This window comes from Varibaculum sp. C0165D1 (assembly GCF_056590355.1).
The window spans coordinates 283,803-299,233 of record NZ_JBWPVY010000003.1 but is presented as its reverse complement, the minus strand read 5'-3'; the positions used below and the strand labels follow the sequence as shown (position 1 = coordinate 299,233).

At 52.7% G+C, this 15,431-nt stretch carries 13 protein-coding genes; 5 read left to right on the top strand and 8 right to left on the bottom strand.

The window, feature by feature from the left end:
- Positions 1–43: 43 nt before the first annotated feature.
- The 3 genes from AC1EKS_RS06100 to AC1EKS_RS06090 are packed head-to-tail and all read right to left on the bottom strand — an operon-like array spanning position 44 to position 4,329.
- Positions 44–934 carry an HAD family hydrolase gene (locus AC1EKS_RS06100; RefSeq protein WP_481009213.1) on the bottom strand — a complete coding sequence of 297 codons (891 nt, stop codon included), beginning with the start codon at positions 932–934 and terminating at the stop codon, positions 44–46.
- Positions 935–945: 11 nt separating this feature from the next.
- Positions 946–2,727, bottom strand: a complete 1,782-nt coding sequence (locus AC1EKS_RS06095) for a glycoside hydrolase family 3 protein (RefSeq protein ID WP_481009212.1) — start codon at positions 2,725–2,727, stop codon at positions 946–948.
- 36 nt (positions 2,728–2,763) lie between these two features.
- Positions 2,764–4,329, bottom strand: coding sequence for an MFS transporter (locus AC1EKS_RS06090; protein WP_481009211.1), 1,566 nt, complete (start codon positions 4,327–4,329; stop codon positions 2,764–2,766).
- Between the two features lie 306 nt (positions 4,330–4,635).
- On the opposite strand from AC1EKS_RS06090, the gene uidA reads away from it, so the two are divergent.
- Both uidA and AC1EKS_RS06080 read left to right on the top strand, forming a co-directional pair.
- The gene (gene uidA / locus AC1EKS_RS06085) at positions 4,636–6,417 is read left to right on the top strand and encodes a beta-glucuronidase (RefSeq protein WP_481009210.1); all 1,782 of its coding nucleotides are present in this window, start codon (positions 4,636–4,638) and stop codon (positions 6,415–6,417) included.
- A gap of 70 nt (positions 6,418–6,487) precedes the next feature.
- Positions 6,488–7,489 (top strand): LacI family DNA-binding transcriptional regulator, encoded by a 1,002-nt coding sequence (locus AC1EKS_RS06080; protein ID WP_481009209.1) that lies wholly within the window; start codon positions 6,488–6,490, stop codon positions 7,487–7,489.
- A 33-nt stretch (positions 7,490–7,522) separates the two neighbouring features.
- Here the strand turns inward: AC1EKS_RS06080 and AC1EKS_RS06075 are convergent, their stop codons facing one another.
- Positions 7,523–8,887, bottom strand: coding sequence for a DUF711 family protein (locus tag AC1EKS_RS06075; protein ID WP_481009208.1), 1,365 nt, complete (start codon positions 8,885–8,887; stop codon positions 7,523–7,525).
- 51 nt (positions 8,888–8,938) lie between these two features.
- A complete protein-coding gene (locus AC1EKS_RS06070; protein WP_481009270.1) occupies positions 8,939–9,196 on the bottom strand; it encodes an ACT domain-containing protein in 258 nt (85 codons plus the stop codon).
- Positions 9,197–9,295: 99 nt separating this feature from the next.
- Here AC1EKS_RS06070 and AC1EKS_RS06065 point away from each other — a divergent pair, with 99 nt between their 5' ends.
- Positions 9,296–9,916, top strand: a complete 621-nt coding sequence (locus AC1EKS_RS06065) for a cadmium resistance transporter (protein ID WP_481009207.1) — start codon at positions 9,296–9,298, stop codon at positions 9,914–9,916.
- Here AC1EKS_RS06065 and AC1EKS_RS06060 read toward each other — a convergent pair.
- Genes AC1EKS_RS06060 through AC1EKS_RS06050 form a run of 3 tightly spaced genes read right to left on the bottom strand, consistent with a single transcriptional unit; the run spans position 9,913 to position 13,248 of the window.
- The gene (locus AC1EKS_RS06060; RefSeq protein WP_481009206.1) at positions 9,913–11,061 is read right to left on the bottom strand and encodes an ABC transporter permease; all 1,149 of its coding nucleotides are present in this window, start codon (positions 11,059–11,061) and stop codon (positions 9,913–9,915) included. The genes AC1EKS_RS06065 and AC1EKS_RS06060 overlap by 4 nt on opposite strands.
- Entirely contained in the window at positions 11,048–12,307 is a 1,260-nt protein-coding gene (locus AC1EKS_RS06055) for an ABC transporter permease (protein WP_481009205.1), read from the bottom strand. Before AC1EKS_RS06055 ends, AC1EKS_RS06060 begins: the two co-directional genes overlap by 14 nt.
- Positions 12,308–12,309: 2 nt before the next feature.
- Positions 12,310–13,248, bottom strand: a complete 939-nt coding sequence (locus AC1EKS_RS06050) for an ABC transporter ATP-binding protein (RefSeq protein ID WP_481009204.1) — start codon at positions 13,246–13,248, stop codon at positions 12,310–12,312.
- Positions 13,249–13,469: 221 nt separating this feature from the next.
- On the opposite strand from AC1EKS_RS06050, the gene ybaK reads away from it, so the two are divergent.
- Together ybaK and AC1EKS_RS06040 are read left to right on the top strand one after the other, a co-directional pair.
- Entirely contained in the window at positions 13,470–13,955 is a 486-nt protein-coding gene (gene ybaK / locus AC1EKS_RS06045; protein ID WP_215522781.1) for a Cys-tRNA(Pro) deacylase, read from the top strand.
- A gap of 182 nt (positions 13,956–14,137) precedes the next feature.
- Positions 14,138–15,403: an Nramp family divalent metal transporter gene (locus AC1EKS_RS06040; protein WP_481009269.1), complete on the top strand. Its 1,266-nt coding sequence runs from the start codon at positions 14,138–14,140 to the stop codon at positions 15,401–15,403.
- Positions 15,404–15,431 lie beyond the last annotated feature (28 nt).

Genomic DNA, 15,431 nt, shown 5'->3' with positions numbered 1-15,431 from the left:
AGTTCTGAAAAATGCCAATAGTTGCCAACCGGGATTGCCAGCATTAATTGATGGTTTTCCAGGGGGGAGTGGCCGGCAGTAGCTGATTAAAGTCCGCTATCAGCTGCTCTTGGTAATCGCCGCGGAAAGTTCCTTCCAGGAAACGCTGCAAACCTACGTCGTGGAACTCTTGCCAGGACTCGGCCTCGTGTCCCGGGCGAATCGGGAACCACAAAGCATTATTATCGGCTGCCGCCTGACCATCACCGGGAGCATCTCCCAGCAATAAAATCCGGTCCGGATGATACTTTCCTACTGCTGCTTTTGCTAGCTGCTGGGATTTGGTACCCATTTCCTGTCCGGCAATCACGGACATATAGCGTTCCAGGTCGTGCTCTTCCCATTCATGGTCGAGCATTTTTAGCGAGGCAGCCGAGACCACCATCGCATCAACTTTCCCCTGCATGGCCTCCAATGCTTCGCGAACCCCATGGAAAGGTGCGCAGTTTTTCACTATCCACGCCACCAGTTTGTTTACGGTTTCCCCCCACTTAATACAGCGTTCGATCTCCTCTGAAGGATGTTCGGCGGCCCACTGGTGGATTCCCGCTTCGCTGAGCGGCAATCCCGAGGTCACGAAACCATGGAGTTCTTTGCCCTCCGGGAGTTTTACCCCGGATTCGAGTACCTCGGGCCGCTGTTTGAGAAGATCAAACAGGAGATCAAGCCCTGCCCAGCGGTTAATGCCGCGATGAATCGAAAACAGGTTCATATAAATCGCGGTTTCGCGGGTTAGCGTAGAAATAGCTTGCAGGTCAAAGGCTTCGATATACGCCGGAGTAAAACACTCAAAGTGCTTAATGTTCATCTGGTCGATGGCGCAACCATCAGAATCAACCCCGATAAAATACTCGGTCTTCGGTACGAATTCCTCTAGAATTTTTGCGTCGCTCACTAATGTTCCTCCTAGATGCGGGTATCCGCGAGCCCACAGAAGGCATCAACCGAACTGATCCCTTTGAACTCAGATTTGCCTTCCAGCTTGTCTACCAGTGATTCCAAAGTGAAAGGCTTATCGTCGTAACAGTTGATATAGGTCCTGACCTGCGGTACGTCCACCAACGCATAGGGCGTGGCGGTAGAAACATAGATAGTGGGCAGTTCATAGACGTACCAGGGAATATCCACCGTTCCTTTCGTTGCTGGCCACATCACTCTTTCTGTGGGCTGCATCATTCCATCAATCTTGGAAATCAAAAGCACCAGATCATAACGGTCAGTAAGGTCTGCAATCGGCGCTTTACCGGCATAGACATTCTTGACCGCTTCGCCCTGTTCCTCAGGGGTCATCTCGGCAAGTTTATCCAAAAGGGATTCGTGACGATCCACTTCGTAGCCCCGTTCGCGCAGTATTTCTGCCACCCGATCTGCAGGGTGGGTGGCCTCTCCGCCGCCTCCGAAAGCTCTCGAAATCGGATTTTGCGGTCCGGAAACCGAAACCACCAATACCCGCCGGTGGGTGGCGGGAGAAATCGGCAGGTTCTCGGGCTGCTTATGCTTGACCAAAGTGATGGAGTCTTCGGCCAGCCGAGGAGCCACCGCCGTGTTTTCCGGCAGTCCGATTCGGCTCATTGCCTCTGCCTTGGGGGTGAGAATTTCTTCTCGGGGAGTGCGATGCAAGCCTAGACGAGCTTTCAATCCCAGAATGCGCTCAAGAGCATTCTGTAGGGTATTTTCACTGATGCGACCGTCTTTTACGCCCTCCATCATCCAGGCGAAATCTTCGTCCGGATCGTTGAAGAACAAGAACAGGTCAATTCCGGCTGCAATAGCTGCCGGGAGGATATCTCTACGCTTCATAGCCCCGGTCATCGCCACCATATGGGAGGCATCGGTGACTACCAACCCGTTGAATCCCAGCTTGCCCCGCAGCAGTCCGGTTATTAATTCCGGGCTCAATGTTGCCGGTAGCAGGTCATCATCACTCATTTCCGGGTTGAAATGCTTTTGATATGCCGGCTGCATAATGTGACCCACCATAATGGAGGGTAAACCGTCATCAATCAGACCTTGGTACACCTTGCCAAAAGTCTGATCCCACTGCTCGCAGCTATAAGAGTTCACCGAATTCGACAGGTGCTGGTCGCGCTCGTCCAGACCGTCGCCCGGGAAGTGCTTAGCTGCGGGCATAATGCCCGATTCCATAATGCCCCGCATATAGGCACGGGAAAGCGCTAATACCCGATCGGGATCCTCGCTGAAGGCACGGTTAGACAGAATCGGGTTATGCCAGTTGCGCATAATGTCCACAATCGGAGCAAAGCTCCAGTTGCAGCCAATAGCTGAGGCTTCCACCCCGGAGACTCTGCCCATCTCGTAGGCGTACTCCTCGCCGAGTTCACCCGGTGCGGCTCCGATTTTGACCTCGTAACCCACATAGGTGCCATCCGTGCAGGCGCCGTTCCCACCCGCCTCAGTGTTAGCCGCGATCAGCAGAGGAATCTTGGATTTGGTTTGCAAAATGTAGTTTTGCTCCCAAACTTCCTCCGCGGTACCGGGGTTATAGCGAACGGCGCCAATATGGTAGCGATTGAGCACATCGGTGAGATATTCTTCAGTGCGCTCGGCTCCCATATTTACAAACAGCTGCCCAACCTTTTCTTCCAGGCTCATGCCGGCAATCGTGTCCCGCACCCACTTGGCGTCCTCATCGCTGAGGCTATAAGGTTTAGCGCTTAAATCAACCATGTGTTTCCTTTCTAGGAGTTTCCTTTAAAGGGGTGTTTAGTCTTGAGCAGGGAATTGAAGATCCTCATCAGCGAGTGCCTTCACATCCACTTCAGCAAGCGGTGAGATGTCCTCCGGGGAGATTTCTGCTGCGACCGGGGCACCATCCTGCTTAGCCTTCTCGGCCTTCTTGGCAGCGTGACGCTGGCGCAGTGCCTCGGTATTGGCCATAACCTGTTTGCGACTCAGGGGGTAGAGGAAGAGGAAGATTAGACCTACAACCACAATTAGAATGGCGGGAACTAATAGGTAGAGAGTATAAATGCCCTGCCGAGTGGCCTCTGATTGGTGGCCTCCGGCTTTTGCAAGTTCCGCATCGTAACCCACCGCGTTAATGGCGAAGCCTACCAGCCAGCCCGCCAAAGCTTGACCAAGTTTGCGAGCCCAGGAGTAGATGGCGTAGACCGTGCCGTCGTCACGTTCCCCGCTCTTAAGTTCCTGATAATCTAGCACGTCAGTTAGCACTGCCCAAATCAGGATATTGAAGGTATTGGGCCCCATCTGGATAAAGAAGAGGATTACTACGAAAACAATCGCGCTCTTGATACTGAGCATCCAGGTTAGGAAGCAGATAGCGGAAGTAAAGAACATGGCGCCAACAATGATTTCTTTCTTCCCTAGCTTCATCGCCACTGGGGTGGCAATGATGGAGAGCAAGAATACCGGCACAACTGAAACTATCTGACCGGTGCTCATCATCCCGGCGTTTTCGAAGTAGTCTTTCCATAGGTAGGCCAGGGTGCCGCTCATCAAGAAGGTTGCCAGCAGGAACAATATGGCTCCTAGTACCAACGCCCATAGCGGTCGGTTGGTCAGCAGGGTTTTTAGGAATCCCTGAGTATCGACACCTTTAGCTTTTTCAGCAGCGATTTCTTCGCGGGTCTTGCGCTCAAAAACAATCCGTTCGGTGACCATCGAGTAGCAGGCCAAGTAGCAAAGAATTGCACAAATTCCGCAGACAATAGCGGAAGCAGCCATGCGGGTAGCGTCTACCTTATTGTTGACAAAAATCACATGCGGCAGCACGGAGGAAATCAGTAGTACTGCCAACTGGCCGCCTACAGATCGGAATACGGACAGCGAGGTGCGGTGCTTAGGATCATCGGAGATAACCGCCGCCATAGAACCGTAGGGAATATTAATCGAGGTGTAGAAAATCGAACCCCAGATAAAGTAGGTAACTGCCATATAGGTGACACGAACTGTATAGCTGGAATCCACTACGAAGGGCATATACATCATGGTGGAGGCCAGGGTTACCGGGATGCACATCCGCAGAATCCAGGGACGGAAACGCCCTCTTTTTCCGGGCTTGAGCAGATCCAGTAGACGTCCCATACCCACATCGGTAAAGGCGTCCACAATCCGTGCTGCCAGGAACAAAGTTCCCACGTGAACAGGATTGATGCCCATGACATCGGTGTAGAACACCATAAAGAACAGCATTTGGAGTATAAAGGTGAAGTCGTTTCCAAAATCACCGAACATATAGCCTAGCTTGTCCTTTATTCCGAAGGGACGTTTCATCGGTGCAGATGCGGTTGGGGGTTGTGAATTCGTCATTGAAGTTCCTTTGTTCCTTTTGGTCCCACCGGGACAGTAGCAGCGGTGCTAGCGCCCTCTGTGGGTTTCCCAAGCGGGATGTCTCAATCTTTTCATGTAAACCGGCAATAAAATGGCTGTTGCCAAAAATTGCAAAAGCGTTTCGGCATACTGCAGGCGAAAGCGTGCAGTTAAGCATTTTGGCAACTTTTGGCAACTTCTGTGCTAGGGGTGGTTTTTCTGATTCCATTGAGGTTAGCAGGCAAAGCAGCCTGGTTTTAACTACAAGCCCCTAGAAATAGCGAAGCAGCAGTAAGGAGCCGCTAAATGTTAACAGTTCGAGAATCATCGTCCCGTAGTGTTTTTGACCTAGATGGGATCTGGGACTTTAAAATTGATAAAGACAACCAAGGCGTAGAGCAAGGTTGGTTTAAAGCACCTCTGTCGGAATCCTCGCCAATGCCCGTGCCGGCCTCGTACAACGATGTAGTAACCGATACTGACCAGCGGGACCACGTTGGATACCTGTGGTACCAACGAGAGGTACGGGTTCCCCGCAAATTAGGTAGCGACCGCCTGGTGCTGCGCTTTGGCTCTGCCACTCACGCCGCTATTGTTTGGGTAGACGACAATGAAGTTATGCGTCACCAGGGGGGATACCTTCCCTTTGAAGCAGATATTACAGACAATATCGCTGGAAAAGAAACTTTCCGTTTAACTGTGGCGGTAGATAACCGTCTGGCGTGGAGTACCATTCCTCCGGGTTACGTCTCCACCGACTCTACCGGTAAGCGCGTCCAGACCTACTTCCACGACTTCTATAACTATGCCGGGATTCACCGCAGCGTGAAGCTTTATACCCGCCCCGAAACCTACGTTAAAGACATCACTGTGGTCACCGAGATTGAAGGAACCACCGGAATCGTGAAATATGACGTAGTGACCGGTGGTAGCGGGGATGTGTCCGTAAACTTGAAGTGTGCCTGTGGCAAGGTCGTGGCCAGTGCCGAGGGAGCGCAGGGTGAGCTCCGGGTAGAAGATGCACATTTCTGGGCTCCGGGAGATGGATACCTCTATACCCTGGAGGTACACGCCGGAGAAGACGTGTATCCGCAAACCGTGGGAATCCGTACTGTAGAGGTCAAGGACTCGCAGTTCCTGATTAACGGTAAGCCTTTCTATTTCCGCGGTTACGGCCGTCACGAAGACAATACTGTGCGCGGTAAAGCTCACGATGACGTGATGATGGTTCATGACTTTGAACTGATGAAGTGGCAGGGAGCTAACTCTTTCCGTACCTCTCACTATCCTTATGCTGAAGAAGTCATGGATTATGCTGACCGGATGGGCTTTGTAGTCATTGACGAGACTCCAGCAGTGGGTATGAACACCGGGCTTGCCGGAGGAATCTTTGGGGAGCAAGGCTTCAAGACCTTCTCTCCGGAGACCATTAACGAAAAAACTCAGGAAGCACATCGCCGGGAAATCGAAGGTTTGATTGCTCGCGACAAGAACCATCCCTGTGTGGTCCTCTGGGCGATTGCGAATGAGCCGGAAACTAACACTCCCGAATCCCGGGAGTACTTCGAGCCCTTGGCTGCCGCCGCCAAAGCGGCTGACCCCACTCGGCCGGTGGGTTATGTGAACGTGATGCTCTCCCCGCCAGAAGTTGAAAAGATTACCGATTTCTTCGATGTGATTATGCTAAACCGCTACTACGGTTGGTATGTCAATACCGGGAACTTGGCAGATGCCGAAAATGCGCTGCGTAACGAGGTGAAAGGGTGGATTAAGGACTACCCGGGCAAACCAATTCTCTTCACCGAATACGGACCGGACACTATGCCGGGTCAAGCGGACTTGTATCGTCGTCCCTGGTCGGAGGAATTTCAAGTCGATATGCTCTCCATGTTCCACCGGGTATTTGACGACACTCCAGAAATCGTTGGTGAACAGATGTGGAACTTTGCTGACTTCCTGACCATACCGGGAATCATGCGGGTAGGTGGCAATAAGAAGGGAATGTTCACTCGCGATCGTGATCCCAAGCCGGCTGCCTATGTAGTTAGGGAACGTTGGTTAGCAAAGAAAAAGGAACAAGGCTGCTAATTCTGCCGACTAGAGTCAGGTATAAATAGCAGAAAGTAGTGCTGAAACAGTTAAACAGAAGAGGGGGGCAATGCCGCATCGCAAGAGAGTCACCATTTATGACATAGCTGCAGATGTAGGCGTTGCCCCCTCAACTGTTTCTCGCGCACTATCGCGCCCCGATCGGGTAAGCGCGGACACCGGTGCACGGATTTTTGCTGCCGCAGAGCGTTTGGGCTATTCCAAGGTTGGTGCTGCTTACAGCGGAGAGGCGCATCTTGCAAAAACTCTTCTATTCGTGGCAGCAGACATAGCTAATCCGGTGTACGCAGAAATTTCCGCTGGATTTCAGCAGACCGCCAGTGAAGCTGGATATAGCACCCTGATTATCAACACTCAGGAAAGCGGGGCGTTAGAACACAGAACCATTCAAGGAATCATCGCTAAAGTCGGGGGAGTTGCCTTGGCAGCCTCTCGCCTGGATGCCGGTTCCATCAAGAAGATTGGGAAACAACGTCCCCTGGTGCTACTCAATCGCTTCATCACCGGTTATACCAGCGTGGTTCCGGAAACCGAGCGGGGGATGATTCACGTTTTTCGCTATTTAAGCGACTTGGGACACCGCAGTGTTCTCTATATTTCGGGACCCGAAATGTCGTGGGCTAATGCCATTCGCTGGCGAACCGCGACTCAAATTTCTGCCCAGTTTGGTCTCACCTTGACTCGCACAGATCATGCTGTTCCTGAGCCGGCATCCGGAGCCGCTGCTTTCAGCGTTTGGAATAATAATCCGACTACTGCGGTGTTGGCTTTCAATGATATGTTGGCGGCAGGTTTTATGCGGGAGGCACGCAATAACCAGATACGCATTCCTGAGGACGTGTCGGTGGTGGGTATCGATAACTCCAGTTTGGCATCGCTAGTTTCTCCGGAACTATCCTCCCTGACTTCCGCGTCTCTGGAAATCGGTAAGCGGGGTGCTGATTCACTAATCTGGCAGGTCACCCACCGTTCTATTCGGGAACGTAAACTTTTGCGACTCCCGATTGATTTTATTCCCCGCGCCTCTACTGGGCCGGCGAAAGATTCTTAACAGGCGGCGGGGTAATCCCTTAGTATCGGAAACCTAGTTCTTAAAGGAATGTACCAGGGCGGGGATGCGCCCGCCTCGGGCGGCAAAGTTTGCAGAAGAAAACGGGGACACTTCCATAATCGGTGCCCAGCCTAGTAGCCCCCCAAAATTAGCCTGGTCTCCTACGCCCTTGCCCGGCACCGGAATCACTCGCACCGCCGTAGTTTTTCCGTTAGCCACCCCGATTGCGGCCTCATCAGCAATTAATCCGGTAATGGTGGCAGCAGGCGTGTCACCGGGAATCGCGATCATATCCAGGCCCACTGAACAAATAGCGGTCATAGCTTCCAGTTTTGCCAGGTTTAAGGAACCGCGCTGCACCGCTTGGATCATATTCGCGTCCTCGGATACGGGAATAAACGAACCGGAAAGCCCACCTACCAGGGAACACGCCATCAAACCGCCTTTTTTAACCGCATCGTTGAGCAGCGCCAGGGCGGCAGTGGTGCCGGGGGCACCCACCGCCTCTACCCCCAGTTCTTCTAAGATAGCGGCCACCGAATCTCCCACTGCCGGGGTAGGAGCTAGGGATAAATCCACGATCCCGAAGTTCACGCCTAAGCGTTTAGCCACGGTTTGTCCCACCAGTTGCCCCATCCGGGTAATCTTGAAAGCTGATTTCTTAATGGCTTCCGCGCATTCTTCAAAAGGACGTCCGCGTACTCCTTCGAGCGCCCTCTCGATTACTCCCGGACCAGAAATCCCCACTGACACTACCGCATCCGGTTGACTCACCCCGTGGAAGGCGCCCGCCATAAAGGGATTATCGCCCACGGCATTGGCAAATACCACCAGTTTCGCCGCCCCAATTCCATCTTGATCAGCGGTTTCCTGCGCAGCGGCAAGCACCTGCTGCCCCATTTTGGCGGTCGCACTCATATTGATACCGGTGCGGGTGGAACCGATATTGACCGAAGAACATACGATATCGGTACTGGCCAGCGCCTGGGGAATGGATTCGATTAGCGCCAAATCGCTGCGGGTCGCGCCCGCCTGCACTAACGCCGAATACCCGCCTACGAAATCCACTCCTACCGCCTTGCCGGCCCGATCGAGCGTCTGTGCAAAGGGCAGGGGATCGTCGGTGCGGCATGCCGCTGCTATCAGGGAAATCGGGGTGACCGAGAGGCGTTTATTGATAATCGGCACCCCGAACTCGCCCGCGACTTCCTCGGCAGTCGAAACCAAGCGGGAGGCAGCGCTTAGAATCCGTTCTTCAATCCGCGCACACGCCCGCTCGATATCGGTGTCTGCGCAGTCTAATAACGACAGACCCAAAGTGACGGTGCGTACGTCCAGGTTGTCCTCGGCAATCATCTGTATGGTTTCCAGGATTTCCCCAGTGGTATCGAGCCCCATGATTCTCCCTTTGTGATTACGGTGCTTGGACTAGGTCAGCGGCAAGCCGATTTAGAGTTTATGCATGGCGTTAAATATCGCCTCGGCCTGCACCTTTATAACTAGCCGCTCAGATTCCTCTACTGGCGCCATCGCTGCCTGTACTTGCGCTAACCCGATCTGGGTCTCATCAAATTCCAGCTGCATAATCATAGTGAAATATTCATCCATCAGCGTCTGGGACACATTGGTGATATTCACTTGGTTTTCGGCTAATGCCTGGGAAACCGCCGCGATAATTCCGGTGTGGTCGATGCCGGTAACTGTCATAATTGCTTTCACGTGCTTCAGCTTACGTTCTTTCCCCACTTTTTCGCGATTTCTTGACCCGGTTTCTTCACTTGCGCGGTCTTTGATAATAATGGTTTGGTGACCTCCACTTTGATTGTTTCGACCCTCGTTCAGGCACTGGTGCTGTTTGTAGCCACCAACATTGACCACTTGGCGTTACTGGCATTGTGGTTTGTGCACGGCCAGAACCGCCCCGGAACTACCGCGCGTATCTGCGTTGGTCAATATGTAGGTTTCGGAGCAATCCTGGCAGTAACTCTGGTGCTCAGTACGATTTCTGGTTTTGTGATTCCTCAGGAGCACCTGCGGCTTTTAGGATTGATACCGCTGGCCCTGGGGGTAAAAGCCGGGATCGGCGAAATCCGGGAGCGCTGGCATTCAGAGGAATCCGAAGAGGAGGACGAGGCAGCGGGACAACTAAAGGGGAAAAAGGTCAGTGTGGGCGCCGTTGCCTTGGTTACTATGGCCAACGGAGGCGATGAAATCGCGGCCTATCTCCCGGTTTTTGCCCTGTCTGTCTGGTGGCAAATGGCCCTGTTTTGCGCCGTATTTTTAGTGCTCGCAGGGGTGCTCTTGGCGTTGGCGCGCTTTATTACCGGACGCCTGCATCTAGCAGAAGTCCTAGAACGCTTCGAAGCGATTATTTTTCCCAGTGTACTTATCCTGCTAGGAGTGCTAATCCTCGCGGATCTGCTTTAAGCACGTCTACGCAGGCGCGTGATTAGCAGGGCGATGCCCCATAGCAGCAACGTGAAAACTATCTGCACCCCGATATTTACCCAGAACTGGGAGGCGGAGGCGCCGCTAAAGCTAGCCATTTCCGCTAGAGCGTTGTTGTTGTCGATGTAGTAGAAGGTGGGTAGCGCCCTCCCGATGGCTACTACCGCATCGGGCATTAGTTCCCGGGGAATAAAAGCCCCACATAGGAAAGCACTGGCTAGCGCCACCACGTTCACGATGGCGCTAAGGGCTTGCTTGTTATTGGTAATTTTTGCCATTAAGAAGCCTATGCCCAAAACGGGCAGCCCAAAGGCCGCAATGTTAAGCGCATACAGTCCCTGGCGTCCGGTGTCCGCAATGCCGGGCAGTAGCAGTCGCACTAAGAGCACGTTGAGTGCCACGAGGAACGCTACGATTAGGGCGCATCCAGCTATCAAGCTCAGGTCAATTCGGAAGGGATGGGCGGGGGAAACCAGAGTACGTTTACGTACGTTTACTACGGAAAAGGCCGCTAGCACCATAGTGATTACATAGGTGGCGCCGGCCATTAGGGTGTAGCTGCCAAAGTTATACAGGGCGGTCACGTTGTGGAGCGTTTTTTGATCTAAATGCGAAGTGAGTGTGACTTTACTATCCAGTTTCAGGCTAGAGTTTACCGCTTTGACCAGCTCGTCCTCGTCCGTTAGATATTGCCCATATCCGCTAGCCAGTCGCAGGAACCGGCTAACTAATACCTCGGCAGAGGCGCTCTCGGAGCTGGCGCGAGATTTTACGTCTACAGTAGGTTTTTCGCCGTGAAGAATTTTAGAAGTGAAGTCGCTGGGCAGGTAAACAGCGTAAGAAAGCGATTGATAGTAGAGGGCGTCGTCAATCTCGCGTTCGCTAGTACCGGTGTCTGCTTTCGTGGTCTGCCCGGTCAAGTAGGAGTTAAAAGACCTGGTTAGGGCAGTGTCATTGCCGCGGTTGATAACTAAAACTGTAGGTTTTGAAGCGGTGAAATCACCGGAGGAGCTGGGGGTCGTCTGGAAAGCGGTCAGTCCCATGACCACCATGATGGTGGTAAAGAGAATAACAAAAGCAATATTGCGCAGTAATACCTGCAGGAAACCTTTAAAGACTGTCATAGCGCTGCTTCCTTAAGTACAGCAGGGAGGCACCCAGGAGCACTGCCGAAATAATCAGCAGCAAGATGACATCTTGCCAAAATCCCGCGAACCCGGGGTGATAGTAGAGGTTATAGAAACCATCGGTGATTAGTGCGGTGGGATTTAGCTTATTTACCAGGGGAGCTTTTTGGTCTACCACGTAGCGCATGGCTCCGCCCATCATGCCCGCTAGCATCGCCCCCAGCATGGTTACTGCAATCAAGACGCCGACTTTCATGTTTTCGCCGCCGGGCACGAGCGCGGAAATCGCTACCCCAAAGGACAACCCGACCAGGGCTCCGAGGGAAGTTAATAGGAAGGTTAATGCCCAATTGGAGCCAAAATCGATATCGAATAGGAAGTAGCAGACCGCTACTAGCAGGATCAGCCCCACCATTTGCAGTAGGTAACTGGAAATAATTCCGGAGATAATCAGCTTGGCTTTGCTAGTCGGTGCCACCGCTGTCCGTCTGCCGATTACCCCCAAAGGTGGCTGGGCATTGTTCATCACCGTCATGGAGAACAGCCCCCCGTAAAGGGCAGCCATAGCCAGCAGGGAGAAGAACTCTGCCATCAGCAAGTCCATAGATTTGGGGCTGCGGTCACGCAAAGTAAAACCGCTTTTAGCGAGTTTGTCTTGAACCGAGGCCGCCACTTGGGCGGGATCAAAGGCAGGAGGCTGGCCGGGCTGAACATTTTGAAAGCCAGGCGGGGAGTGAGCGCGAACTTTTGCCGCAATCTCGCGCTCGGTGAGATTACTGATCATATCGGCGCGTTGGGTAACCTCGTCTAGGATTGTCTTGAGAATGGTCTGATCCATCCCATTGGTGGTCACCGTCAGATTTGCTTTGGCATCCTTGGTAATGCCGGCCTCCGGGGTGCCGGTTATCTCTACTATCCCCGATACCTCCTCGTCGTTTAGGAGTTTCCTGCCAGCTTCTAAGGTCTTGACCTCGTGAACTTTTAAAACCGGCTTGTCGGTGCCGGCAACCTGGGAACTGCTGCCTTTAGCTAGATCATCGAAGGCGAGTTTAAAAACGCTGCCCTGGTAGGCGGGGGAGTTAACTACCGCTACCGGCACGGTATCGAAGGCTTCTTTGTTCACAATGTCGCCTAGTGCCACCTTGAACAGTAACCCCAACAGAATCGGGAAAGCCAGCGTCCAAAACACTAGGGTGCGGTTGGATAGCAGCAACTTGATGTTGTAGCCGATCAGGTGTCCCATGGCTAATCTCGCAGTTCTTTGCCGGTTAGCTGCAGGAAAACGTCATTTAGGGTGGGACGTTCGGAGTAAATAGACTCATAAGCTAGGCCGGCCTGGCTCAATTGGCCGATGAGGGTGGAAACATGGTTTTGTCCGTGCCGATAAACTAGCTGCACCGTGCGATTTCTGGTGGTCACGGACTGAATCTGGGGACTGGATTCCAGTTTTTCTTTAAGTTCTGGCGGGAGTTCAATCCCTTGTAAGGTAACTTTTTCTTCAATATCAGAGAGCTGTTTTAGCTGGTTAATGGTGCCTTGAGCGATGATTTCACCCTTGTCAAGAATGATTATGCGGTCGCAGATCTGTTCCACTTCCTCCATATAGTGAGTGGTGTAGACCACGGTCGCGCCGCGGTCACGCAAAGTGACGATACCGTCCAAGATGTTATTGCGGCTTTGAGGATCGACTGCCACCGTCGGCTCATCCAGGAAAATCAGATCTGGTTGATGGGCGATACCGCAAGCTAGGTTCAAGCGACGCAACAGGCCTCCGGACAGTTGCTTAGGCCGAAACTTTAGGTAGTCCTGCAAGCCCACCAACTTGACGGCCGCTTTAATTTTTTTCGCGCGTTCGGCTTTGTCGGAAATATAGAGTCCGCAAAAATACTCCAGATTTTGGGCTACGGTTAGCTCATCGAATACGGCTACATCTTGAAAGACCACCCCTAGGCGCCGTTTAATGTCAAAAGCATCGGGACGCATTTCTTCACCGAAGATTTTCACGCTCCCGCTGCCAAAACGCAGCAGGGACAGCATGCAGTTGATAGCGGTTGATTTACCGGAGCCATTGGGGCCGAGCAGCCCCAGGATTTCGCCTTGACGCACCTGGAAAGTTAACTTATTGAGGGCGCGCAACTGCTGGTAATCCTTGGTTAGACCCTCTACTTCGATTACGTCGCTCACGATGGTTCTCTCGTTCTTAAAGTGGCTATCGGTGTAGCAATTTTATCAAGGCTAATCCCTTAGCTACCAGTAAACAGGGGGTGTTAATCAAGAATTAACCAAACTATACAGCAGCTTTTAGAAATACCTCCGAGATAGAGGAAAGAAGAATTTTTCAATCGTAGTTTTACGGGGTCGGTTAAACTGGCAGAAAAAGCGCATGCAGAAGAACAGGTGAGCTTATGGGGAAGAAACACGTGAAAACTAACGCCATGCGCGCCCTCGAAAATGCGGGTATAGAAGCGCAAATGACGCAGGTTTCTTCTAAAGGGGAGTTTTTGGATGCCCTCACGGTAGCGCAGGCGCTGGGAGTGGATCCGAATCTGGTATATAAAACTCTAGTTTTAGAGGGCGGTCCGGGCGAACATTTCGTGGCGGTAGTACCAGCTACGCACGAGTTAGATTTGAAGGCTGTCGCCAGGTGCCTTGGGATAAAGCATGTGGCAATGTTGCCCCTAAAACAGTTAACCCCGCTCACTGGTTACTTGAAAGGGGCCTGTTCGCCTTTGGGAATGAAGAAAGACTTCCCAACTGTAATCGATGAATCCGCTTTTGGGCAAGAAAAAATCTATGTGTCTGCAGGTAAACGCGGGTATCAGATTCTAGTTGCTGCTGAGGATCTAGCGCGGGTTATCGGGGCCCAGCGCGGGGAAATCTCTCGCCCCTGAATTGCGTCCTCCGCACAATTTAAAAGACTTAGTGCGCAGTTTTTATTTTTAAAAAAATCAAGGTAAAGTTTCGGGTGTCCGAAACTTTGATAACGGGCGCCCGAAAATAAGGCGCTAAAGGGGGGAGAAAAGTCTTGATAGATGAAGTAGCTCCCTCGATTGCGAAAGGTAAAACTGCGCAGATGGCAAAACAAGTAACCCCAGATTCTCAGAACGCTCCCGATGGCAAGGCGGCGGCGAAGAAAGGGCTGTTGCCGCTACTAGGCCCGGCTTTCGTAGCGGCAGTTGCCTATGTGGATCCCGGGAATGTGGCCGCTAATATCACCGCCGGCGCCCGCTACGGTTACCTACTGGTGTGGGTATTGGTGCTGGCTAACCTGATGGCAGTGGTTATCCAATATCAAAGCGCCAAATTGGGGTTAGTTACCGGGAAATCTTTGCCAGAAATCTTGGGGGATAGGCTTCCGAAAGCCAAACGTATCGCTTTTTGGATCCAAGCGGAAATCATCGCGGCTGCCACCGATCTAGCCGAGATCGTGGGGGGCGCGATTGCCCTGCAACTACTTTTTGGTCTGCCGCTTTTGACAGGGGGCTTCATCGTCGGTTGTGTATCTTTGGCGCTGCTGATTTTTCAGAATGAACGCCGGCAAAGACAGTTCGAAACCATAGTAATCGGCCTGCTGGTGATTATTACCGTGGGATTCCTGTCGGGCCTGGTGATAAGTCCGCCTGATCCTGCGGGGGTGCTGGGAGGATTGCTGCCGCGCTTTGCGGGTACCGATACCGTCTTGATTGCGGCTTCCATGCTGGGAGCAACGGTTATGCCCCACGCCATTTACCTGCATTCTTCGCTGGTTAACCATCGGTTTCCGGAGCGGGGTTCCCATGATGTTCCCCACCTGTTACGGGTCTCCAAACATGACGTGGTCTATGCGCTAGTAGTTGCGGGCGCAGTAAACATTGCGTTATTGCTGCTGGCGGCCTCGGCGCTATCGGGAAAGAGCGGGACTGACACTATCGAGGGTGCGCACGCTGCCATCCAAAGCGCCCTGGGTAACGGAATCGGAATAATTTTCGCGATTGGTCTGCTAGCCTCCGGTTTAGCCTCTACTTCGGTAGGCGCGTATGCAGGTTCGGAAATCATGGGCGGGCTACTCCATATTCGGGTACCGCTATTTACCCGGCGCCTAGTCACCTTGATTCCAGCATTACTGATCCTGTGGCTTTACCCCAACCCCACCTGGGCGTTAGTTATTTCCCAGGTGGCATTATCCTTCGGGATCCCCTTGGCATTAGTGCCGCTGGCGGCCTATACCCGCAAACGCGAACTGATGGGTCGCTACACCGATGGGCGGGGTATGCGTTGGATAATGGGCGTCATCGCGGGTTTGATTATTGCCTTGAACCTGCTGCTAGTAGTACTTACTTTCATGGGAGTTGACGTCTAGTCGCCTGGATGTCCAACCCGAGAAGGCG

Bases quoted from the DNA above. Each gene is read 5' to 3' on its own strand.
- AC1EKS_RS06095 (WP_481009212.1), bottom strand. From the start codon at position 2,727: ATGGTTGATTTAAGCGCTAAACCTTATAGCCTCAGCGATGAGGACGCC.
- AC1EKS_RS06090 (WP_481009211.1), bottom strand. From the start codon at position 4,329: ATGACGAATTCACAACCCCCAACCGCATCTGCACCGATGAAACGTCCC.
- uidA (WP_481009210.1), top strand. From the start codon at position 4,636: ATGTTAACAGTTCGAGAATCATCGTCCCGTAGTGTTTTTGACCTAGAT.
- AC1EKS_RS06080 (WP_481009209.1), top strand. From the start codon at position 6,488: ATGCCGCATCGCAAGAGAGTCACCATTTATGACATAGCTGCAGATGTA.
- AC1EKS_RS06075 (WP_481009208.1), bottom strand. From the start codon at position 8,887: ATGGGGCTCGATACCACTGGGGAAATCCTGGAAACCATACAGATGATT.
- AC1EKS_RS06070 (WP_481009270.1), bottom strand. From the start codon at position 9,196: ATGACAGTTACCGGCATCGACCACACCGGAATTATCGCGGCGGTTTCC.
- AC1EKS_RS06060 (WP_481009206.1), bottom strand. From the start codon at position 11,061: ATGACAGTCTTTAAAGGTTTCCTGCAGGTATTACTGCGCAATATTGCT.
- AC1EKS_RS06055 (WP_481009205.1), bottom strand. From the start codon at position 12,307: ATGGGACACCTGATCGGCTACAACATCAAGTTGCTGCTATCCAACCGC.
- ybaK (WP_215522781.1), top strand. From the start codon at position 13,470: ATGGGGAAGAAACACGTGAAAACTAACGCCATGCGCGCCCTCGAAAAT.
- AC1EKS_RS06040 (WP_481009269.1), top strand. From the start codon at position 14,138: ATGGCAAAACAAGTAACCCCAGATTCTCAGAACGCTCCCGATGGCAAG.